Consider the following 19,765-nt stretch of genomic DNA (forward strand, 5'->3'; position numbering starts at 1 on the left):
TGCCTGGCGTGGTGCCTTGCGTTGATGGGTCTCGTCGGGCTGACCTGCTTTCGGTTTGCCTGCATGGTAAATCGGTTTCGCATAACGTGTACGCCCTGCCTCGACGCCGGACACGAAAAATATTGGCGGGATGCCGTGTTTGCCGGGATGGTATTGCTGGCAATCGCTTGAGTCCGGTTTGCTCCCGGCGAGAGGGCTTCAATAGATCGGTGCGGGAAAAGGCGGCGGGGGCTCCAGGCTTGCCGGCATGTCGCCGCGCAGAAAGCTGACCGAGCGATCCACCACTTCTCCTGCGCGAAGAATGCGTCGATGTCCCAAGCCGCCGGTGGGCCACAGGGTTGCGCCGGGCCATGCCTCGCTGGCCAGGCGACTGTTGGCGAACGGAACCTCGCGGTCGCCTTCGTCATGGATGAACAAGGCCGCTTGCTTCAGCCGCGGAGCCAGGGAGAGCAATTCGACTTCATCCCAGCGCAGACCGATGCGCTGTTCGAGGCGGTACTGCATTGCCGAGCGCAGTATTTCCGGCAGCCCAAGCCGCTTGGCGAAAAAATGCGAATAGGCGGTTAGCGAGGCCGGCGGAGCGATGAGCACGACCCGTAATTCGGGCCTCGTCTTCAATTCGCGGCTGATTGCCAGCGCCAGTGCGCTGGCGCCGAAAGAGTGGCCGATCAGTCCGGCCAGCGTGCCGCCTTCGGATTCGATCAGGCGGGCAACGTGACCGATGCTCGCGGCGAAATCGACGATGGTCGCCTGCCGGCCGTCGCTGCCCCCATGTCCCGGCTGGTCGAATAGCCAGACCTGGAATCCTGCCGCGAGCAAGGCGGGAACGAAAGCTTCTCCCTGGCTGCCGCGACCGCCCCAGCCATGACTGAAAATCACGGCGGGCGATCCGCTAGGGCCGAAACGCCAGCAGGCGAGGCTACCGTCGGCGTTCTGGATGGCGTGATGCCGACCTGACTGAAGGAACGGTGTTTCCTCACCCTGACGGGAAGATCGGGGCGGCGTGATGAATCGACGAGCGGTTGTTCGGGCAATCCAGCGTGGCGCCAAGCGAATGCCGATGCCGGCCAGTGCCGCGCCAGCTGCGCGGATAAATAATGAACGAACGGTCGTGCTATTTTCAGGTGCGAGATCGACTAATGCGAAGGTTTTCATGAGGAGACTCCAGGGAAAGTGGCTGTCAGGCGGTGCTGGCGGATGGCGATCGAGCGCAATCGATCAACCGTTGAAAGGCGGCTTTGGCTCGGTTGCCGGTCTCGGCATCGCGGTAGAGGCTGTGGTTGCGATAGCAGGCGGCAATGATGCCGAACAGTTCAAAGGCGAACTGATCCGGTTGAATTGCTCCGGAAAAATCCCCCGATTCGATGGCTACTTGCACATTGCGGGCTACTTCGCGATCCAGTTTTCGCATCTGCTGAGCGACCGCGTCGTGCATCGGACCTGGCTGGTCGTCGAATTCGCTCATGGCGGACATCATCGGGCAGGCCTTGAGTCCGCATCGCTCTGTCCAGAGCAGCCAGTTGACGAACAGCAGGCTCAAGCGCTGAGCACCGGCCGGTGCAGCGAGGGAGGGAAGGTAGGCCGTTTCTGTAAAGCGGCGGACGACCTCGTCGAGCGTGGCCAGTTGCAACTCTTCTTTCGAGCCGAAATGGGCGAACAGACCGCTCTTGGACAAGCCCGTCAGGGCGGCGAGGCGGCCAATGGTCAACGCATCGAAGCCCTGCGTCGCCGATTGCCGGACGGCAATGTCGAGAATCGCAGCACGGGTTTCTTCGCCTTTTCTGGCGAGACGCTTGTTGGTGGTAGCCATGGGAAAATAATAGAACGATCGTGCTATTGGTTCAAGCCAAATCGATACGGTCACGGAGCGACCATGCCTGGCGCTAGCCAAGGCACTCGGTCAACGCCGTTGGGCTACTGCGGCAAGCGTCTGCGTCGAATGCTTGCGTTGGTCCCGGGCGCGCCGGGAGGCGGATTTACGGGGCAGCCTTCAAATGCAGCCCGCATTCCTTCGATTCGGGATTCTCCCACCACCAGCGGCCTGCGCGGATGTCTTCGCCCAGCGAAATGGCACGCGTGCAGGGCGCACAGCCAATGCTGGGGTAGAACTTGTCGTGCAGGGCGTTGTAGGGCACGCCGTTCTGCTTGATGTAGGTCCAGACTTCCTTTTCGCTCCAGTCGGCCAGCGGGTTGAACTTCTCCAGCTTGTTGCCTTCGTCGTACTCGCGGGTCGGCAGACCGACGCGGGTAGTGGCCTGCTGGGCGCGCAGGCCGGTGATCCAGGCCTTCTTGCCGGCCAGGGCGCGTTGCAGCGGCTCGACCTTGCGGGCGTGGCAGCAGGCCTTGCGCAGTTCGATGGCGTCGTAGAAGGCGTTGATGCCGTGCTGGCGCACGTAGTTTTCGACGGCTGCGGATTGCGGGAAATAGACCTTGAGCTTCAGGCCGTAGTGCTTGTGCACCGCGGCCATCAAGTCGTAGGTTTCGAGCGGCAGGCGGCCGGTGTCGAGGCTGAAGGTTTCGATGGGCAGGCCGGACTTGACGATCAGGTCGGTCAGCACCATGTCCTCGGCGCCCAGGCTGTTGGCGAAGGTGGCCGGCGACCAGTTGCCGGCGATGTCGGCGAGCAGGTCGCGCGCGGCGTCGGTCTTGGCGGCGACGCTGGCGGCGAGTTCGGGCGTGACGTTGAGCAGGCTCGGATTCATGTTCGCTCTCGAAAAATCAGGCGCGGCGGCGGAAATAGGGCTGCGGCTGGTCGGTCGCGCCCTGGTAGGCGTTGCCGAAGGGGCTGAAGCCACGTTCGATGGCGTAGGCCAGGTTCTTGCCGTCGGTCAGCGCATAGCTGTCGAAACCGACGCGCTTCATGAAGAACAGCTGGTCGTGCAGCACGTTGCCGACGGCGCGCAACTCGCCGGTGTAGCCGTAGCGCTGGCGGAGCAGGGCGGCGGTCGAGTAGCCGCGGCCATCGACGAACTTGGGGAAATTGACGGCGATCAGCGCAAAGCGGGCGACGTCGTCGGCCACGTCCTCGACCTTGTCATCCGGTTGCAGCAGCAGGCCGATGCGTTCGCGGCCGGCCAGTTCGCTCTTGCGCGCTTGCCAGACGGCGAGCGGGAAGAGGATGTCGCCGGCCGGCAGGGCGACGGTTTCCGCCGTTTCGCCGTCGCCGATTTCCAGGGGGTGCCAGCTATCGACCGCTGCGGCGCCGTTCTTGATCAGTTGGGACATTATGCGGCCTCCTTCTGTGCCGTCTTGGCCTTGCCGTGGGCACGGCCTTCGTAAACGCGGTTCTTGAACGGGTCGATGCCGATGCGATCGAAGGTGTCGATGAAACGTTCGTCTTCGTGGCGATTTTCCAGATAGACCTGGATGATCTTCTCGACGGCGTCCGGCATTTCCTCGGCGGCGAAAGACGGGCCGATCACCTTGCCGAGCTTGGCGTCGTTGCCCTGGCGGCCGCCCAGCGTGACCTGGTAGAACTCGGCGTCGTTCTTGTCTACGCCGAGCACGCCGATGTGGCCGACGTGGTGATGGCCGCAGGCGTTCATGCAGCCCGAGATGTTGAGGTCGAGTTCGCCGATGTCGAACAGGTAGTCGAGATTGTCGAAGCGGGCCTGGATGGCGTTGGCGATGGGGATGGACTTGGCGTTGGCAAGGTCGCAGAAATCGCCGCCCGGGCAGCAGATCATGCCGGTCAGCAGGCCGATGTTCGGCGTCGCCAGGCCGGCGGCCTTGGCCTTTTGCCAGATTTCGTAGAGGTCGGTTTGCTTGACGTCGGCGAGGATGATGTTCTGTTCGTGGCTGATGCGCAGTTCGCCGAAGCTATAGCGGTCGGCCAGATCGGCGACGATGTCCATCTGCTCGGAGGTGATGTCGCCCGGCGCGATGCCGTGCTTCTTCAGCGACAGGGTGACGGCGGCGTAGCCCGGCACCTTGTGGGCGTGGGTGTTGCGGTCCAGCCAGTTGAGGAAGGCCTTTTCGTTCGGCAGTTCGACATTGCCGACGGTTTCGTAGGACGGCGCGGTGAAGTGGGCAGCGACGCGGTCGTATTCGGCCTGGGTGATGGTCATCGGGCCGCCCTTGCCGTGTGCCCATTCGGCCTCGACCTGCTCGCGGAAGGCGTGGATGCCGAGCGCCTGCACGAGAATTTTGATACGGGCCTTGTAGGCGTTGTCGCGGCGACCGTAACGGTTGTACACGCGGAGAACGGCTTCGCAGTAGGAGAGGATGTCCTGCCAGGGCAGGAAGTCGCGGATTACTTCGCCGCGGATCGGGGTGCGGCCAAGGCCACCGCCGACGATGACGGTGAAGCCGACCTGGCCGTCGACTACCTTGAGATGCAGGCCGATGTCGTGAAACCAGGTGACGGCGCGGTCTTCCTTCGTGCCTGAGATCGCGATCTTGAACTTGCGCGGCAGGAAGGCGAATTCCGGGTGGAAGGTGGTCCACTGACGCATGATCTCGGCCAGCGGGCGCGGGTCGATGATCTCGTCGGCGGCAACGCCGGCGAACTGGTCGGTCGTGATGTTGCGCAGGCAGTTACCCGAGGTTTGGATGGCGTGCAGCTCGACTTCGGCCAATTCGGCCAGAATCTCCGGCACATCTTCGATCTTCGGCCAGTTCAACTGCAGGTTGTGGCGTGTGGTGAAATGGCCGTAGCCACGGTCGTACTTGCGGGCGACGGAGGCCATGACGCGCAGTTGGGCGGAGTTCAGCATGCCATAGGGTACGGCGATGCGGAACATCGGTGCGTGGCGCTGGATGTAGAGGCCGTTCTGCAGGCGCAGCGGGCGGAATTCGTCATCGGCCAGCTCGCCGGCCTTCCAGCGGCGAACCTGGTCGCGGAACTGGGCAACGCGTTCGTTGATCAGTTGGCGGTCGATGGCATCGTATTTGTACATGAAACGTCCTTGGGCAAATCAGGAAAGAACCAGCTTGGTACCGATCAGTACCAGCATGGAGGCCAGGATGCGGCGGAGGATGTGTTCCGGCACCTTGGCTGAAAGATGGCTGCCGATCCAGATGCCGGGTAGCGAGCCGAGCAGCAACGCACCCAGCAGCGACCAGTCGACGCCGCCGAGCATCCAGTGTCCCAGGCCGGCGACCAAGGTCAGCGGCACGGCATGGGCGACATCCGATCCGACAATTTTAACGGGCGAAAGTTTGGGGTAGAGGAAAAACAGCGCGGCGACACCCAGCGCGCCGGCACCTACCGACGAAATGGTGACCAGCACGCCGAGAATGGCGCCAACGACGACGGTGATCTTGCCCAGATAGCGTTGACGCAGCGGCGATTCGTCATGCTTGCCGGCGTAGTCGCGCAGCTTGCGACCGAACAGGATGGCGATCGCGGTGAGCATCAGGGCAAACCCCAGGCCGTGGGAAATGATGGTACCGATGGTGTTGCTGCCTTTGGGCAGCTGGGAAAGAACGAATATGGTGATGGCGGCAGCCGGGATGCTGCCGGCGGCAAGGCGTCCGGTAATCGCCCAGTCGATATGTCCCTTGCGGCCATGCGCCACCGTACCGCCGGCCTTGGTCATCGCCGCGTAGAGCAGGTCAGTGCCGACGGCCGTTGCGGGATGCACGCCGAACAGCAACACGAGCAGCGGCGTCATCAACGAACCGCCGCCAACACCGGTAAGGCCAACGATTGCGCCGACGGCAAAGCCGGAGAGGGTATAGAGATAATCCATGGAGGCGCATCGTAGCAGCGCAGATTTGAATCAAAAAGAATATTGGGTTAGATTGGTATAACTGTAAGTTATTAGTCATGGATTGTTAGTCGCCCGCTGACAACCCATGACTAATAACTAGCAATGGCCTATTCCATGAAACTCCAGCAACTTCGTTATATCGTCGAAATCCAGCGCCAGGGCCTGAACGTCTCCGAGGCGGCTGAGACGCTCTATACCTCGCAGCCCGGCATCTCCAAGCAGGTCAAATTGTTGGAGGACGAATTGGGGGTGGCCATCTTCGAACGCAGCGGCAAACGTTTTACCGGGGTCACCGAGCCGGGCAAGGTGGTGCTGGGCATTGCCGAACGTATCCTGCGCGAAGCCGAAAACCTGAAGCGTGCCAGCGCCGAGTTCGCTTCCGGGGATAGTGGGCGTCTCGTGCTGGCGGCGACGCATACGCAAGCGCGCTACGCCTTACCCATCGTCGTGCGGGATTTCGTTGCCCAGCATCCATCGGTCAAGCTCGAAATGCATCAGGGAAGCCCGACGCAAATTGCTGAATGGGTAGTGGCAGGCGAGGCCGATATCGGCATCGCCACCGAAGCGCTCGACCAGTATCCGCAGTTGATCACGCTGCCGGTGCGCCAATGGAGCCATTGCGTGATCGTTCCGGAGAATCACCCGATTCTCAAATGCCAACCCTTGTCGCTGAACGAGCTCGCCCGTTGGCCCCTGATTACCTACGACACGGCGTTCACCGGCCGTTCGCGCATCAACCGGGCTTTCGAACGCATTGGTACGCAGCCGAACATCGCACTGACCGCCCTCGATGCCGATGTGATCAAGACGTATGTCGGTCTCGGGCTGGGTTTGGGGATTATCTCCGCGCTCGCGGTCGATCCTCAGCGCGACTCGGGTTTGGTCGCGATCGATGCCAGTCACTTATTCGAATCCAACACCACGCGCCTGGCGCTGCGCCGCGGCACCTACCTGCGGCGCTATGATTTTGATCTGATCGGCTTGTTTGCCCCGCATCTTTCGCGGCGCGTCGTGGAAATGGCCATGCAGGGCGGCGGCGACGCGTATCAGCTATAACTTTTGTTATATTTCCCAAGAGGGTGGCGAATGGTAGTCTCCGCTTCACATTTGGAGAATGACTCACCATGAATGCCGTCGCGGAAGAGAAGTTGTTGCCAAGCATGTTGAGCGGGGTCGATATTCCTCCCTGCCCGGCCATCCTGATCGCGCTGGATGCCGAACTCAATAAAGAGGTGCCGGATCAGCGCGAAGTGGCCCGCCTGATCAGCCAGGACGTCGCCTTGTCGGGGCACGTGATGCTGATTGCCAATTCCCCCGCATTCTCAACCGGGCGCAAGGTGGATTCCGTTATGCAGGCGATTGCCGTACTCGGCATGCAAAGCGTCTTCAGCATGGTGGTCGGCCACCTGCTGCAGGTGGCATTGGCCAGCGGAACCGACGTTGCGATGGAACGTTTCTGGGATAGTTCGGCCCAAACCGCGCGGATTGCGGCCGAACTTGCCCGGCGCCTGCGTTGTGTGCGGCCGGATGTCGCCTACACCTTCGGGCTGTTTCACGATTGCGGCATTCCCCTGTTGGTAAAGCGTTTTCCGCAGACCAAGGAAGTGCTGGCCAAGGCCAATCGCTGCGATGAGCGCCGCTTCACGGATGTTGAGGACAGCGAATTGGGGACCAACCACGCGGTGGTCGGTTATTTCCTGGCGAAACGCTGGCATTTTTCAGGCGTGCTGGCCGAGGCGATTCTCCATCACCATGACTATACCGTCCTCGGCAAGCCAGACGGACTCAGCGATACCGCACGCGCCCTGATCGGGCTGGGGGTTCTTGCCGAACATATCGGGCGCCTCCAGGGGGGCGGTGGAGGGGACGAGGAGTGGGATAAGGCCGCTCAAGCGGTGTGCGCCTACTTCAACTTGTCGCTGGGTGCGGTGGACGATCTGATCGAGGATGTGCTCGACAATCTGGACTGATGTGGCTCCGGGCGAGACTCATTTGCGCATGCGCGGGGCGGTGTCCCTGAGTATCAGGCTGGGGGTCGAGAAAGGGGCAAGTCGTTCAAGGAAGTCGAGCAGTTCCAGCACCGGTGAGTTCCGGAAGAAGGTCGCACTCGGGGTTTCCATCCAGATACGGTCAGCCCAGGCGTGCAGTTCGTGCGGCTTGTCGCCGAAACCGTCGCCATCCAGGTCGAAGCCTTCGTAGGTATCCCAGCTGTTGCCCCACCAGGTGTCGTTCATCGGGTCGCCGTCGCCGATGATGGTGACCGGCCATAGATTGCTTTTGAAGGTATTGTTGATGGCGATGTGCCCGCCCTTGGCGCCGTAGAAGTAAATGCCGGTGATGTTGTGGGCGATGATGTTGTCGATGAAGACGATGCGGTTGATCGGGTTCATCGGCGAGTCGGCCATGATGCCGTGGGCGCAATGGACGATTTCATTGCCCTGTACAAGGGCGGCCGAGGTTTCCTTGAGGGCGACGCCTGCACCCGAAGCATCCATGGCATGCAGGATACGGTTGTTGCGGATGATCAGTCCTTCGGAATTGAGCGCGATGATGCCGGTCGAGTTCTTTTCGAGCAGGTTGCCTTCGATCAGGCTGCGATGGGCGAACAGGAAATTGAAGGCGCGCCGGCTGTCGCGGATGGTGTTCCCGGTGTAGCGGTTACGTGGCGAATTGCTGACGGTGATGTCCCTGATCTGCGCGATATCGTTGTTCTCGATGCGGTTTCCCGTGCTGTACCAGAGGCGGATGCCGTCGCCGCGATCGGCGGAGTCGACGGGGCGGGAGCGAATCCGGTTGCCGCGTACGACGCTGTCGTTGCTTTTGTGCAGCGAAATGCCGAACAGAACGTCTTCGATCACATTGTTCTCGATCAGCAGGCTGTTGCCCTCGGCCATGATGCCGCCATCGATGGCATCGTGCGAGCCGCCGCTGCCCCGTATGACGAGGCCCCGCACGGTGACTTGGTCGGACTTGATGGTCAGCACCGTTCCTTTTCCGCCGCCGTCGATGATCACCTTACCCTGGGCTTCCAGGGTAAGGGGCTTGCTGATCGTGGCCGGGCCGCGATACTGGCCGGCCGGAAGGCGCAGAACACTGCCTGGCAGCGCCATGTCTAACCATGTTTGCAGGGACTGTTGGGCAACAGCCGCCAGGGAAAGGCTGATCAGCGGAAGAATCAGGAGAAATCGAAGGCGCATCGGGCGGGATTTTGCCGTTTGGCTGGGCTGTTTGCCGCAATCTGAATCAAGTTTCCGCCAATCGGTCGGCTATTCCCAATACTCGGTCACTTCGCTGGCCCATGCCGTGGCGGCAAGCAGGGCGCGATTGACCATGTCCGGCGTGACTCCGGCGCTTTGCGCTGCATCGGCCATACCCGACTGATCGCGTTTTTCCGATTGTTCGGCGACGGCCAGCAGTGGCGCGTAGGGGCCGCTGCGTTCGAGCAGTGCCTGGCGGATTTCCTCGGCAATCGGCATGGCGGCGAGAACGTCGGTGAGCGGGCGGTGCAGGAGTCGATCGAGGCAAGAGAAGATGCCCGTCAGGAAGAACGGGTCGTGCGGCTGACCCGGCATCAGGCATTCGGCCAGGAGTTCCATCAGGCGGCCTCGGGTCAGCGCATTCTCGACGAGCAGCCAGTCGCTCATCTGCGGTTCGCGGACGGAGAACAGCAGTACCGCCAGCCAACGGGTCAGGCGTTGCCTGCCGAGGATGATCAAGGCCTGTTCGAGCGAGTCGATCCGGCGCGTCAGTCCGAGCATCGGCGAGTTGAGGTAGCGCAGGACGCGAAAGCTGAGTAGCGGGTCCTGTTTCATCGCTTCGGCAATCTCGGCCGTTTCGGCATCGCCCTGGACGAGGCGAAGCAGGTTTAGCAATTGGGCCTTGTGCGGATCGCTGCTTGGGTCTTGCTGCCGGGGAACTGATTGTTCGGTGAATCGGCCATGGCAGGCGTCGAAATGCCACTGCAGGCAGAGCTGATGATCGTCGTCGGTATCGATGTTGCATGCCAGGAGGTAGATGGCATTCTCCCGGAGTCCAGCCCGTACTGCGGCCGAAAAGTCGCGGACCGAGCCTGGCTCGCTGCCAGCCACATCGATTGCGGCGCAATCGACCTTCTGGATAATCTTGGCGAAGGCCGGATTCTTCGGCTGTCGGAACAATCCGAATCGGTAGGCGCGTTCACGCAGGCGCGTGATTGCGTCGGAAACCAGGTCGGCTTCGGCGTCGCGGGCCAGCTGGATGAGCAGTGTTACGTTGCTGCCAGCGAGCTTTTCGAGCACAGGAGAATCGAGGCTCGCCGAGCTGAGCGGAATGTAGACCGGGGTATTGTTCCATGCCTCGCCGACGGCCAGTAGAGCCGCAAGCAGGGCGTCGTCGTGATCGCGTTGCAGGTTGCTGGTGGCATCGGCCGCGATGGTGGAGTGCTGCAGTCGAAAGATGTGGCCTGCCGGGCGATTGCCGCGGTCGAAAATGGCTTCACGACGCAGGAACGGGGGCTGGCTGAGTAAGCACGGTCCGGCATTGCTGCCATCGGCAGTTTCCTTTCCGTTGCGGGGATCGGCGGATTTGCCGAACAGCTTTTTCAGGTGGCTGAACACGATGCGCTCTCCCAAAAGGAAATGCCCACCGAGGGTGGGCATTTCCGGACCACACGAGGTGTGGTGATTTTCGCATGCGGGGTCGCGTTTTAGTCGACCTTGGCCTTGACGCGCAGTTCCTTGACCAGATTTTCGATCTGTTGCTGGCTGGCACGCTGTTGCAGTTGCGGCTTGACCTGATCGAACGGCGGCGGCGTGGCCGGACGGGAATCTTCAAGCTGGATGACGTGGTAGCCGAAGTCCGACTTGACCGGGGTCTTGGTGTATTCACCCTTCTTCAGCTTGGTCAGCGCTTCGCCAAACGGCTTGACGTAGGCAGCCGGGGAACTCCAGCCGAGGTCGCCGCCCTTGTCCTTGGAGCCGGGATCCTTGGACTGCTTGGCCAGTTCGGAGAACTTCTCGCCCTTGTCGAGCTTGGCGATGATGGCCTTGGCGTCTTCTTCCTTTTCGACCAGGACGTGGCGGGACTTGTACTCGGTGCTGCCGAGGTTGGTCTTGATCAGTTCGTATTCGGCCTTCAACTGGGCTTCGCTGATCGGGTGGGCCTTGACGTAATCGGAGAGGAAGGCACGGATCAGCACGGCCTGCTTGGCCAGTTCGATCTGCCCCTGAATGTTCGGGTTCTTGTCCAGGCCCTTCTTCTTGGCTTCCTGGGCGAGGATCTCGCGGCGAACCAGTTCTTCCTTGATGGCATCCTTCAGTTCCGGCGAATCCGGAGCGCCCTGGGCCTGCTGTTCGGCGGTAAAGGCGTTGAATACGGTTTGCGAGATCGGCTGGCCGTTGACGGTGGCGAAAGCCTTGCCCTTTTCGGCAGCCAGTGCCGGGGCGGAAACGATGGCGCCGGCGACGAGCAGGGCGGCCAAACGGGAGAGCTTATGCATGTATCTATCCTTGGGTGGAGAACAACCTGAAAATTATACTGCGCCGGGTACTTCAGCGCGGATGCTGAGCGCATGGATCGGACCGCGCATCAGATCACCGGCAGCATCATAAATCAAGCGATGGCGGGCGACGGTGTTTTTGCCGGCAAAAATCATGGAGACGATGTCGACATGGAAGTGGCCACCTCCGTCACGGGCGCCCGCGTGCCCGGCGTGCAGGTGCGAGTCGTCGCGAATAGTCAGTGATACCGGTTGCAACGCGCTCAGGCGTTGGCGGAGCAGGTCGACCGTTTGACTGCTCACGCGGGCATGACTTTCTTGAAGGGTTTGACCGTTATCTTTTCGAAGACACCATGAGTTGTATAAGGGTCGTCTTCGATCCAGGCTTTCGCCGCTTCGAGTGAGGGAAAGTCGGCAACGATGAGGCTGCCGGAAAATCCGGCAGGGCCGGGGTCAGGTGAGTCGATAGCGGGGAAGGGACCGGCTAGGATGATGCGACCTTCGGCTTGCAAGATTTGCATACGCTCAAGATGGGCTGGGCGGACGGACATCCGAAGGTCCAGCGTACCGGGGCGATCTTCACCGATGATGACGTAGAGCATTACTTTTCTTCCTCCATGTATTTGGACAGGAACACACCTTGGGCGAGCACAAAGACCAACATCAGGCCCATGCCACCGAAGAGTTTGAAATTGACCCAGGTATCGGTCGGGAAATTGAAGGCGATGACCAGATTGAGTACGCCCATGATTGCGAAGAAGGCGATCCAGGACAGGTTCACCTTGCTCCAGACAGCATCTGGCAGAATTAGTTGCTCACCAAGCATTGCTTTCATCGGATTTTTCCTGAGGGCCAGCGCACTGAACGCCATGCTGACGGCGAATACCCAGTACAGGATGGTCGGTTTCCACTTGATGAAGGCTTCGTTCTGGAAGGCCAGGGTCAGGCCGCCGAAGACGACGACCAGGCCGAGGCTGATCCACAGCATCTTGTCCACCTTGCCGTGACGGAAATGCACCCAGGCGATTTGCGCCACGGTGGCAGCGATGACGACGACAGTGGCAAGCAGGATCGGCGCCTGCTTGGCGTCGACCAAGGCTGATCCGAGCAGGGCTGCGACCCAGCTGGCAGCGGTTTCGGGGTTCTTTTCCGAGTACTTGAAGGCTGCGAAAAAGAGAATGACGGGAAAGAGGTCGAAGAGCAGTTTCATGGCGGGGCATTATATACTCGCAGCGATTACTCTCCCGCAAGCCGAATCTGCCATGCACACCGTCCTGATCATCGACGACAGCGACATCAACCTGACCCTGATCAAGGCCTTGGTGCTCAAGCTGGGCGAGTGTAGCCCGGTTCTTTTCGACAGGCCGCTCAAGGCGCTGGAGTGGTGTCGGGAAAACGAGCCCGATCTGGTCATCGTCGACTACATGATGCCGGAGATGGACGGGCTCCGCTTCATCGGCGCCTTCCGAGCCCTGCACGGCAGGGACGAGATTCCGGTGTTGATGATCACGGCCAACGATCAGAAGGATATTCGCTACGATGCCCTGCTTGGCGGTGCCAATGATTTCCTGACCAAGCCGATCGATCGCGTCGAGTTTTCGGCACGTGCCCGCAACATGCTGTCGTTGCGTACCGGCCAGAAATTCCTGGCGGATCGCGCCAAGCATCTCGAAAAACTGGTCGACGAGCGCACCAGTGACATTCGCGAGCGGGAAAAGGAGCTGATCTTCCGGATGTCGCGCGCAGCCGAATTTCGCGACCCGGAAACCGGCGCCCATATTCAGCGCATGGCGCACTACTCGCAGATCATCGCGCGCGGCCTGGATCTCGGCGCGGCCATGGAGAAGTTGATTCTCGAGGCGGCGCCCATGCACGATGTCGGCAAAATCGGCATTCCGGACTACATCCTGTTGAAACCGGGCAGGTTGACGCCCGAGGAATTCGATGTGATGAAGGGGCACGCCCGGATTGGCTACGAGCTGCTCAAGGACAGCGGCTCGGAAATCTTGCGAGCCGGGGCCGAGGTGGCGCTTTCGCACCATGAGAAATACGATGGTTCAGGCTATCCGTACGGACTGAAGGGGAGCCAGATTCCCCAATTCGGCCGCATTGTCGCGGTGGCCGATGTCTTTGATGCATTGACCTCGGAGCGTCCCTACAAGCGTGCCTGGTCTCTGGATGATGCTTGTCGCTTTCTCGAGGAAGGGCGAGGCAAGCATTTCGATCCGATGTGCGTCGAGGCTTTTCTTGCCGGCTGGGAGGATGTCCTCGAGGTGCGCCAGCGTTTTCGCGACGAAGAAATACCGCAGATTTGATCCGGCTTCGGGCGGTCGCTCAAAAAAATCCAATGGAGTGAGCAATGGCAGCACCTTTCGTTCTTGATCGCGTATCCATTCTTGACCGCCTGGGCGGGGACGAGGAAATCTATTCAATGATGGTCAACATGTTCCTCGACGATGTGGAAGCCAACAGCGCTGCGCTAGCCAGCGCATTCGCCTCCGGCGAGGCGACGGTGATCCAGCGGGAGGCACACACGATCAAGGGCTTGCTGGCCACCTTTTCCGATGAGGACGGGGCTGCCGAGGCGCAGGAGGTAGAACGGAAGGCCAAGGTCGGGGACCTCGACGAGTTGGGCGATGCCGTAGACTATCTCCAGCAACGTTTGCACGAAGTGGCAAATGCGTTACGCGCCGGGTAGCGTCAGGTAATCGGCGGCCCCCTTCGGTCCGTCCGCCGGGGAGTGAGGGACTACGCCAAGCAGCGGGGCGCGCAGGCGCGTCCGTAGCGCCGCCAGGTTTTCCTCGAAACGCGACATCGCCGGATCGATCCGGTTGGCTACCCAGCCGGCCAGCGTCAGGCCGCGGGCGGCGATGGCCTCTGCAGTCAGCAGGGCGTGGTTGATGCAGCCCAGGCGCATGCCGACAACGAGCAGGACGGGAAGCGCCAGTTTGATCGCGAGATCGTCAAAGCCCCGATCCTCGCCCAGCGGAACGCAAAAACCGCCGGCTCCTTCGACAATGACCAGATCGGCCTGCAGCCTGCTTTGGTCCACCGTCTTTCCGATCGTCGGAAAATCGATGGCAATGCCGCTTTCTGCTGCCGCGATGTGCGGGGCGATCGGCGGAGCAAAGCAATACGGGTTGATCACCTCGTCCGGCAAGGCGACACTGTTGGCCGCGCGGATGTTTTCGACATCCTCGTTTCGTCCGTTGGCGTCGGTGCCGGCGGCAATCGGCTTCAGGCCGGCGGCGCGCAGGCCTTGCCGGCGGGCGAGGTGCAACAGGGCGCAGGTGACGAAGGTCTTGCCGATCTCTGTGTCGGTGCCGGTCAGGAAATACGCTTGGCTCATGCGTGGGCAATCAGGGTGATGACGTCGTAGGTCAGCGGTAGCCCATTCGGCGTGCGCTGCATTTCGTAGGCCGCTTCTGCTTTTTGGAAGGCGCTGCGGCTCATCAGGCTGGTCCGTCGGCCGCTGCCCACCTGGTTGGCGCCGATCGCCTTGACGGCGCGCAGCAGTGATTTGAAGTCTGCGTAGCAGGCAAGCTGCGGGTATTGGTCGATCGCGATGCCTTGGAGTCCGACATCGGCGGCCATGCGGTGGATATCGTCGACGCCATGGAAGGGCAGCGTATGCCGGTAATCGTCGACGCCGGCGAAAGCCTGTCGCAGTTCATGGAAGGTAGCCGGGCCGAGGCTGGCCAGCGCCAGGGTGCCGCCCGGCTTCAGGATGCGCCGGGCTTCGTGCAGAGTGGCCGGAAGGTCGCACCACTGCACGGCCAGGCTGGACCAGAACAAATCGAGACAAGCATCCGCCAGCGGCAGGTGTTCGAGGTCGGCCGCGACACGGCAGCAAGGCTCTGGGACGCGGCTTAGCATGGCTGGCGACAGATCGAGTCCGACGACATGGGCTTGCGGGAAACGTTGACGCAGTAGCGGCAGTGCGTAGCCGGTGCCGCAGCCGGCATCGAGCAAGCGCTGTACCGTATGAGGCGGCAGCCGGTCGCTCAGGTCGTGGCAGATGCGGCGCTGGACGGCAGCGGCGTTATCGTAGGTGCCGGCGGCCCGCTCGAAGGATTGCCGGACGCGCGCCTTGCTCGGTTTAGTCATTCAGGAAACGACGGGCCCGGGCGACGAAGTCATCCGGACGGGAGATGAAGGGGGCGTGGGCGCAGTCATCGAAAAGGGCGAGTTGTGCGCCAGGAATCAGGGCTGCCAGTGCTTCGGCAGCGCCCTGCGGCATCAGCGGATCGGCGACGCCATGTATGAGCAGGGTGGGGCAGGCGACCTTGGCGGCGTCGGGGCGCAGATCGACATCGCGCAGCCAGTTGAGACCGGTTGCCAGCACTTCTCCGGCCGGGCGCGGATCGGCTAATGCGAGCAGTTCGGACGTCACCGCCTTGGCCCGTGCGTCGCCCCGGTTGAAGCCGCCGACGAAGCGCGGCAGCATGGCTTCGACATCGGTGGCGATGCCGGCGGCGAACTCGGCGAGCATGGGTTGCGGCATGGCGTGCGGCCAACCATCGCGCTGAACGAAGGAAGCGGTGCCGGCCACCAGCAGCAGCTTGCCGACCTTGTCCGGATGACGGGCGGCGATGGCCAGCGCCATCTGGGCGCCGAGCGACCAGCCGCCCAGCGTGCTCCCCGGTTGCAGGCGGGCTGCGTAGGCGTCCACCGCCGCGTCGAAATCGGAGATCAGTGTTTCGCTGCCGTAGCCTGGCAGATCGATGATGCTGCCGCTCAAGGCTTCAACGGCGGCACTAACCGGGCTGCGGCCGACGCACCAGCCGGGCAGGAAGACAAAGGGAGCGGTCATGCGAGTTCCTTCAGGGCGGAAAGGAGTTGGTCGATATCGTCGGCGGTATGGGCGGCCGAGACGGATATGCGCAGCCGGGCCGTACCTTTGGGAACCGTCGGCGGGCGGATGGCCGGTACCCACAGGCCGCGTTCCCACAAGGCTTTCGACAGGGAGACGGCGGCCTCGTTGTCGCCCACGACGTAGGGCTGGATAGCGGTGGCCGAAGGCAAAAGCGGCTTTCCGGCCAAGCCGTTGCGCAATTGGGCGATGCGCGCCATCAGGTTGGCACGCAGGGCATCGCCGTCACGGATGATTTCCAGGCTTTTCGACAGGGCGCAGGCGGTGGCAGGCGGTGCCGCCGTCGTGAAGATGTAGCCGCGCCCCTTTTGCAGCAGGTATTCGATGGCGATGGCCGAGCCGGCGACGAAGGCGCCGCCGACACCGGCGGCCTTGCCCAGGGTGCCCATGAGCAGGATGCGCGGCGAGGCCGGCAGATTGAAATGGGCCAGGGTGCCTGCGCCGTGTGGGCCGAGCACGCCGAAGCCGTGGGCATCGTCGATGACCAGCCAGGCGTCGTGGCGTTCGGCCAGTTCGAAGATGAGCGGCAGCGGGGCGAGGTCGCCGTCCATGCTGTAGACGGCATCGGTCACGATGACCTTGCGGCGGGCGCCGCTCGCGGCCAGTTGGCGTTCCAGCGCTGCAACGTCGTTGTGCGGGTAGCGCTGCACCTCGGCGCCGTTGGCCTTGGCCAGCTGCATGGCGTCGATCAGCGAGGCATGGTTGAGCTTGTCGGCGAACACCGTGTCGCCACGGCCGGCCAGCGTCGGGGTGACGGCGATATTGGCCAGGTAGCCGGTCGAGAAGGTCAGGGCGCGCGGGAAGCCGGTAAAGGCGGCGATTTCCTGCTCCAATTGGTCATGCGGCGTCAGGTGGCCGCTGACCAGATGCGAGGCGCCGCTGCCGGCGCCCCAGCGCAGCGCGCCGTCGGCCAGGGCGCGGGCGATCCCGGCATTGCCGGCCAGGCCGAGATAGTCGTTGCTGGCGAAATTGAGCACCTGCCGGCCATCGACCGTGGCCATACGGCCGGCCGGCGAATCGAGCACACGGCGGCGGCGGGTCAGGCCGGCGGCAGCCAGCTCGGCGAGTTCGCGCTGCAAGTCCTGTTCGATCATCGCAAAGCCTCCTCCAGGGCGCCCTGAGCGGCTCGGGCCAGATGCGCGATATCGTCATCGCCGACGATATACGGCGGCATCAGGTACACCGTGTTGCCGATGGGGCGGATCAGTGCCTCGCGATCGAGGGCGGCGCGGTAGAACTTGCGCGAGAAGTGCAGGTCGTCGGTGGCGACATCGAAGGCGGCGATCATGCCGCGTTGGCGCAGGTGACGCACTTGCGGGTGGTCGGCCAGGGGGGCTAGGGCGTCGCCGATGCGCCGGGCCTTGAGGCGGTTGGCGGCGATCACGTCGTCCTGCTCGAAGATGTCGAGCGTGGCCAGCGCGGCCCGGCAGGCCAGCGGGTTGCCGGTGTAGCTGTGCGAGTGCAGGAAGGCGCGGGCGACCGAGTCGTCGAGGAAGGCACCATAGATGGTGTCGCTGCTCAGGACGATGGACAGCGGCAGGTAGCCGCCGGAAATGCCCTTCGACAGGCACATCAGGTCCGGGCGGATGGGTTTGCCATCGATCACCGCTTGCTCATGGGCGAAGAAGGTTCCGGTGCGGCCGCAGCCGACGGCGATTTCGTCGCAGATCAGGTGGACTTCGTGGCGGTCGCACAGTTGCCGGGCAAGGCGCAGGTATTCCGGGTCGTACATCGCCATGCCGGCGGCGCCCTGGACCAGCGGTTCGACGATCAGCGCGGCGATGCGCTCGCCATGTTGTTCGAGATGGTTTGCCAGCGCGGCAGCCGCCCGGCGGGCGACATCGGCCGGCGTTTCGCCGTCTTCGCCAAGGCGGAAATCCGGCGACGGGATCACCGTGGCGGCGCGCACCAGCGGGGCGTAGGCATCCTTGAAGATGGCGACATCGGTGACGGCCAGTGCGCCGACCGTCTCGCCATGGTAGCTGCCGGCCAGGCACAGGAATTCGGCCTTCTCCGGCCGGCCGACGTTGCGCCAGTAGTGGAAGCTCATTTTCAGCGCGATCTCGGTGGCCGAGGCGCCGTCCGAGGCGTAGAAGGCGTGGCCGAGGGCGCCGCCGGTCAAGGCGCTCAGGCGCTCGGACAGTTCGACCACCGGCTGGTGCGTGAAGCCGGCGAGCATCACGTGTTCCAGCGTTTCCAGCTGTTCCTTGAGCGCGGCGTTGATGCGCGGATTGGCGTGGCCGAAGACGTTGGTCCACCAGGAGCTGATGCCGTCGAGGTAGCGTTGGCCGTCGAAGTCGAACAACCAGGGCCCCTCGCCACGGGCAATCGGCACCAGTGGCAGGTAGGCCGGCGAACCCGGCTGGGCGTGGTGCTGCATCTGCGTGCAGGGGTGCCACACCGCAGCCTGGCTGCGGGCCAGCCAATCCCGGTTGTTCGTGTTGCCCATCAGTGCAGGATCTGCGACCCGCCGCCGGTCGGCTGTTCCGGCATTTCGGTATGCACCAGCTCGCCCTCGCGGTTGGGGAAGAGCGGGGCGCCGCAGTCGTCGCAGAATTCCATCGGGAAATGGTGGTCGAGGAAGAGCACTTCCTTGACACCGGTTTCGCGCAGCACGGCCTCGATTTCGCCGGCCGCATCGGTGGCTTCGTCCTCGGCGCCAAGCAGCGGCCAGACGATGCCGTGGTAGACCTCGTCGCCGGTCTTCGGCCCGAGGCTGACGCGGTATTCCTCCATCCGGCGGTCATAGCACGGGCCGACGACGGCACGGATGTCGGCCGGCATCAGGCCGAGCATGGTCTGCAGGAAGGCGACCGAGGCTTTCAGCGAATACGGGCGCGACAGTTTGTCGGCATTGCGGCAGGCGGCATGGTAGGCGTCCGGCAGCAGCGGCTGCCAGGCGCAGCCGGTGAGCAGCGGTTCGAGGTTGGGGCTGCCCTGCTTGAGCCATTCCTTGAGCGCCGTTTCCCGGTTGCCGTCGGCCTCGTTCCAGCGGAACAGCGGCTTGCCGCGCGGAACGGCGATGGCGCCGACGAGATAGCGCACATCGGACAGGAAACGGTTGGTTTCCGGCATGCCGGCCGTGTCGATGCCGAGGTGGCCGCCGGCCAGCGCCGCTTCGCCCAGTTGCTTGGTCAATTGCCAGGTGTCGCAGAAGCTGCGCGGCAACTGGTCCGGGCTGAACAGGAAGTCGGCCAGTGCCAGCTTGGCGTCGCCGCCGAAAACATGGGCGCCGAGTTGCACGGTGAGCGCCTGCAGTGTGCTTTGGGGCAGCGGGCTGGCGGGGATGGAGAAGCGCGACCAGGCGAGAACCGGGGCGGCGAACAACTGCATGTCAAATGCCTGCCCCGAGGTTTCCAGGCGATGCGTTTCGGCGCGCGACTCGACCATGTCGGCGAGTTCGTCGTGGGCGCGCGGGTTGGCCTCGAACAGGCGGTCAAGGGCGGTGTTGATGTCGTCTTCGGCACCATTTTTGAGCAGACTGTCGACGGCTTCGGCCAGCTGGCTTTCCCAGTAGCTGTCCTCCAGCTTGCCGCCGGATTCGGAAAGGCCGGTGGCCAGGCGTTGCAGTTCTGCCGCTTCGCGGGAAAGTCGGTCGCGCGAACCAAAGCGGGTGCGTTTCATTGGTGATCCAGAAAATACAAAAACGGGATTTTACCAGCCGCGTATCGGCTTGCGCGGCTCAATCGGCGCCGCGAGGCT

General features: G+C 62.8%; 22 protein-coding genes. 4 read left to right on the top strand and 18 right to left on the bottom strand.

Annotation, left to right across the window (positions count from 1 at the left end; translation table 11 throughout):
- Window positions 1–198: 198 nt before the first annotated feature.
- The 6 genes from AB6Q56_RS03585 to AB6Q56_RS03610 form a co-directional block, all read right to left on the bottom strand.
- Entirely contained in the window at window positions 199–1,155 is a 957-nt protein-coding gene (locus tag AB6Q56_RS03585) for an alpha/beta fold hydrolase (RefSeq protein WP_434515811.1), read from the bottom strand.
- 25 nt (window positions 1,156–1,180) lie between these two features.
- Window positions 1,181–1,810: a TetR/AcrR family transcriptional regulator gene (locus AB6Q56_RS03590; protein ID WP_434515812.1), complete on the bottom strand. Its 630-nt coding sequence runs from the start codon at window positions 1,808–1,810 to the stop codon at window positions 1,181–1,183.
- A 166-nt stretch (window positions 1,811–1,976) separates the two neighbouring features.
- Window positions 1,977–2,702 carry a phosphoadenylyl-sulfate reductase gene (locus AB6Q56_RS03595; RefSeq protein ID WP_434515813.1) on the bottom strand — a complete coding sequence of 242 codons (726 nt, stop codon included), beginning with the start codon at window positions 2,700–2,702 and terminating at the stop codon, window positions 1,977–1,979.
- A 16-nt stretch (window positions 2,703–2,718) separates the two neighbouring features.
- The gene (locus AB6Q56_RS03600; protein ID WP_434515814.1) at window positions 2,719–3,225 is read right to left on the bottom strand and encodes a DUF934 domain-containing protein; all 507 of its coding nucleotides are present in this window, start codon (window positions 3,223–3,225) and stop codon (window positions 2,719–2,721) included.
- Window positions 3,225–4,898 (bottom strand): nitrite/sulfite reductase, encoded by a 1,674-nt coding sequence (locus AB6Q56_RS03605; RefSeq protein WP_434515815.1) that lies wholly within the window; start codon window positions 4,896–4,898, stop codon window positions 3,225–3,227. Before AB6Q56_RS03605 ends, AB6Q56_RS03600 begins: the two co-directional genes overlap by 1 nt.
- Window positions 4,899–4,916: 18 nt before the next feature.
- Window positions 4,917–5,693 carry a sulfite exporter TauE/SafE family protein gene (locus AB6Q56_RS03610; protein WP_434515816.1) on the bottom strand — a complete coding sequence of 259 codons (777 nt, stop codon included), beginning with the start codon at window positions 5,691–5,693 and terminating at the stop codon, window positions 4,917–4,919.
- A 135-nt stretch (window positions 5,694–5,828) separates the two neighbouring features.
- Between AB6Q56_RS03610 and AB6Q56_RS03615 the strand changes: the two genes are divergently transcribed.
- Both AB6Q56_RS03615 and AB6Q56_RS03620 read left to right on the top strand, forming a co-directional pair.
- A complete protein-coding gene (locus AB6Q56_RS03615) occupies window positions 5,829–6,770 on the top strand; it encodes a CysB family HTH-type transcriptional regulator (protein ID WP_434515817.1) in 942 nt (313 codons plus the stop codon).
- Between the two features lie 68 nt (window positions 6,771–6,838).
- On the top strand, window positions 6,839–7,684 hold the full coding sequence (locus AB6Q56_RS03620; protein WP_434515818.1) for an HDOD domain-containing protein: 846 nt from the start codon (window positions 6,839–6,841) through the stop codon (window positions 7,682–7,684).
- A gap of 18 nt (window positions 7,685–7,702) precedes the next feature.
- Here AB6Q56_RS03620 and nosD read toward each other — a convergent pair whose 3' ends face one another.
- From nosD to AB6Q56_RS03650, 6 genes are all read right to left on the bottom strand, one after another.
- Entirely contained in the window at window positions 7,703–8,911 is a 1,209-nt protein-coding gene (gene nosD / locus AB6Q56_RS03625; RefSeq protein ID WP_434515819.1) for a nitrous oxide reductase family maturation protein NosD, read from the bottom strand.
- Window positions 8,912–8,980: 69 nt separating this feature from the next.
- Window positions 8,981–10,309, bottom strand: coding sequence for an EAL and HDOD domain-containing protein (locus tag AB6Q56_RS03630; protein ID WP_434515820.1), 1,329 nt, complete (start codon window positions 10,307–10,309; stop codon window positions 8,981–8,983).
- Between the two features lie 89 nt (window positions 10,310–10,398).
- Window positions 10,399–11,190 (bottom strand): peptidylprolyl isomerase, encoded by a 792-nt coding sequence (locus AB6Q56_RS03635; protein WP_434515821.1) that lies wholly within the window; start codon window positions 11,188–11,190, stop codon window positions 10,399–10,401.
- A gap of 33 nt (window positions 11,191–11,223) precedes the next feature.
- Complete coding sequence (locus AB6Q56_RS03640) at window positions 11,224–11,493, bottom strand: BolA family protein (RefSeq protein WP_434515822.1); 270 nt, start codon at window positions 11,491–11,493, stop codon at window positions 11,224–11,226.
- Window positions 11,490–11,792: a YciI family protein gene (locus tag AB6Q56_RS03645; RefSeq protein WP_434515823.1), complete on the bottom strand. Its 303-nt coding sequence runs from the start codon at window positions 11,790–11,792 to the stop codon at window positions 11,490–11,492. Before AB6Q56_RS03645 ends, AB6Q56_RS03640 begins: the two co-directional genes overlap by 4 nt.
- Complete coding sequence (locus AB6Q56_RS03650; protein WP_434515824.1) at window positions 11,792–12,400, bottom strand: septation protein A; 609 nt, start codon at window positions 12,398–12,400, stop codon at window positions 11,792–11,794. Before AB6Q56_RS03650 ends, AB6Q56_RS03645 begins: the two co-directional genes overlap by 1 nt.
- 52 nt (window positions 12,401–12,452) lie before the next feature.
- Here AB6Q56_RS03650 and AB6Q56_RS03655 point away from each other — a divergent pair, with 52 nt between their 5' ends.
- On the top strand, window positions 12,453–13,505 hold the full coding sequence (locus AB6Q56_RS03655) for an HD-GYP domain-containing protein (protein WP_434515825.1): 1,053 nt from the start codon (window positions 12,453–12,455) through the stop codon (window positions 13,503–13,505).
- Window positions 13,506–13,549: 44 nt separating this feature from the next.
- Complete coding sequence (locus tag AB6Q56_RS03660; protein WP_434515826.1) at window positions 13,550–13,888, top strand: Hpt domain-containing protein; 339 nt, start codon at window positions 13,550–13,552, stop codon at window positions 13,886–13,888.
- On the opposite strand, the gene bioD is transcribed toward AB6Q56_RS03660, so the two are convergent.
- Genes bioD through AB6Q56_RS03690 form a run of 6 tightly spaced genes read right to left on the bottom strand, consistent with a single transcriptional unit; the run spans window position 13,874 to window position 19,687 of the window.
- The gene (gene bioD / locus AB6Q56_RS03665; protein ID WP_434515827.1) at window positions 13,874–14,539 is read right to left on the bottom strand and encodes a dethiobiotin synthase; all 666 of its coding nucleotides are present in this window, start codon (window positions 14,537–14,539) and stop codon (window positions 13,874–13,876) included. The two genes, AB6Q56_RS03660 and bioD, sit on opposite strands and share 15 nt — an antisense overlap.
- Entirely contained in the window at window positions 14,536–15,297 is a 762-nt protein-coding gene (gene bioC, locus AB6Q56_RS03670; RefSeq protein WP_434515828.1) for a malonyl-ACP O-methyltransferase BioC, read from the bottom strand. The genes bioD and bioC overlap by 4 nt, the downstream gene beginning before the upstream one ends.
- Window positions 15,290–16,003 carry an alpha/beta fold hydrolase gene (locus AB6Q56_RS03675; RefSeq protein ID WP_434515829.1) on the bottom strand — a complete coding sequence of 238 codons (714 nt, stop codon included), beginning with the start codon at window positions 16,001–16,003 and terminating at the stop codon, window positions 15,290–15,292. Before AB6Q56_RS03675 ends, bioC begins: the two co-directional genes overlap by 8 nt.
- A complete protein-coding gene (gene bioF, locus AB6Q56_RS03680; protein WP_434515830.1) occupies window positions 16,000–17,157 on the bottom strand; it encodes an 8-amino-7-oxononanoate synthase in 1,158 nt (385 codons plus the stop codon). Before bioF ends, AB6Q56_RS03675 begins: the two co-directional genes overlap by 4 nt.
- On the bottom strand, window positions 17,154–18,512 hold the full coding sequence (gene bioA / locus AB6Q56_RS03685) for an adenosylmethionine--8-amino-7-oxononanoate transaminase (protein WP_434515831.1): 1,359 nt from the start codon (window positions 18,510–18,512) through the stop codon (window positions 17,154–17,156). Before bioA ends, bioF begins: the two co-directional genes overlap by 4 nt.
- Complete coding sequence (locus tag AB6Q56_RS03690) at window positions 18,512–19,687, bottom strand: DUF2863 family protein (protein WP_434515832.1); 1,176 nt, start codon at window positions 19,685–19,687, stop codon at window positions 18,512–18,514. Before AB6Q56_RS03690 ends, bioA begins: the two co-directional genes overlap by 1 nt.
- Between the last annotated feature and the right edge of the window lie 78 nt (window positions 19,688–19,765).

This window comes from Dechloromonas sp. ARDL1, assembly GCF_051122455.1.
GTDB lineage: Bacteria > Pseudomonadota > Gammaproteobacteria > Burkholderiales > Rhodocyclaceae > Azonexus.

Bases quoted from the DNA above. Each gene is read 5' to 3' on its own strand.
- AB6Q56_RS03585 (WP_434515811.1), bottom strand. From the start codon at position 1,155: ATGAAAACCTTCGCATTAGTCGATCTCGCACCTGAAAATAGCACGACC.
- AB6Q56_RS03590 (WP_434515812.1), bottom strand. From the start codon at position 1,810: ATGGCTACCACCAACAAGCGTCTCGCCAGAAAAGGCGAAGAAACCCGT.
- AB6Q56_RS03595 (WP_434515813.1), bottom strand. From the start codon at position 2,702: ATGAATCCGAGCCTGCTCAACGTCACGCCCGAACTCGCCGCCAGCGTC.
- AB6Q56_RS03600 (WP_434515814.1), bottom strand. From the start codon at position 3,225: ATGTCCCAACTGATCAAGAACGGCGCCGCAGCGGTCGATAGCTGGCAC.
- AB6Q56_RS03605 (WP_434515815.1), bottom strand. From the start codon at position 4,898: ATGTACAAATACGATGCCATCGACCGCCAACTGATCAACGAACGCGTT.
- AB6Q56_RS03610 (WP_434515816.1), bottom strand. From the start codon at position 5,693: ATGGATTATCTCTATACCCTCTCCGGCTTTGCCGTCGGCGCAATCGTT.
- AB6Q56_RS03615 (WP_434515817.1), top strand. From the start codon at position 5,829: ATGAAACTCCAGCAACTTCGTTATATCGTCGAAATCCAGCGCCAGGGC.
- AB6Q56_RS03620 (WP_434515818.1), top strand. From the start codon at position 6,839: ATGAATGCCGTCGCGGAAGAGAAGTTGTTGCCAAGCATGTTGAGCGGG.
- nosD (WP_434515819.1), bottom strand. From the start codon at position 8,911: ATGCGCCTTCGATTTCTCCTGATTCTTCCGCTGATCAGCCTTTCCCTG.
- AB6Q56_RS03635 (WP_434515821.1), bottom strand. From the start codon at position 11,190: ATGCATAAGCTCTCCCGTTTGGCCGCCCTGCTCGTCGCCGGCGCCATC.
- AB6Q56_RS03645 (WP_434515823.1), bottom strand. From the start codon at position 11,792: ATGCTCTACGTCATCATCGGTGAAGATCGCCCCGGTACGCTGGACCTT.
- AB6Q56_RS03650 (WP_434515824.1), bottom strand. From the start codon at position 12,400: ATGAAACTGCTCTTCGACCTCTTTCCCGTCATTCTCTTTTTCGCAGCC.
- AB6Q56_RS03655 (WP_434515825.1), top strand. From the start codon at position 12,453: ATGCACACCGTCCTGATCATCGACGACAGCGACATCAACCTGACCCTG.
- AB6Q56_RS03660 (WP_434515826.1), top strand. From the start codon at position 13,550: ATGGCAGCACCTTTCGTTCTTGATCGCGTATCCATTCTTGACCGCCTG.
- bioD (WP_434515827.1), bottom strand. From the start codon at position 14,539: ATGAGCCAAGCGTATTTCCTGACCGGCACCGACACAGAGATCGGCAAG.
- bioC (WP_434515828.1), bottom strand. From the start codon at position 15,297: ATGACTAAACCGAGCAAGGCGCGCGTCCGGCAATCCTTCGAGCGGGCC.
- AB6Q56_RS03675 (WP_434515829.1), bottom strand. From the start codon at position 16,003: ATGACCGCTCCCTTTGTCTTCCTGCCCGGCTGGTGCGTCGGCCGCAGC.
- bioF (WP_434515830.1), bottom strand. From the start codon at position 17,157: ATGATCGAACAGGACTTGCAGCGCGAACTCGCCGAGCTGGCTGCCGCC.
- bioA (WP_434515831.1), bottom strand. From the start codon at position 18,512: ATGGGCAACACGAACAACCGGGATTGGCTGGCCCGCAGCCAGGCTGCG.
- AB6Q56_RS03690 (WP_434515832.1), bottom strand. From the start codon at position 19,687: ATGAAACGCACCCGCTTTGGTTCGCGCGACCGACTTTCCCGCGAAGCG.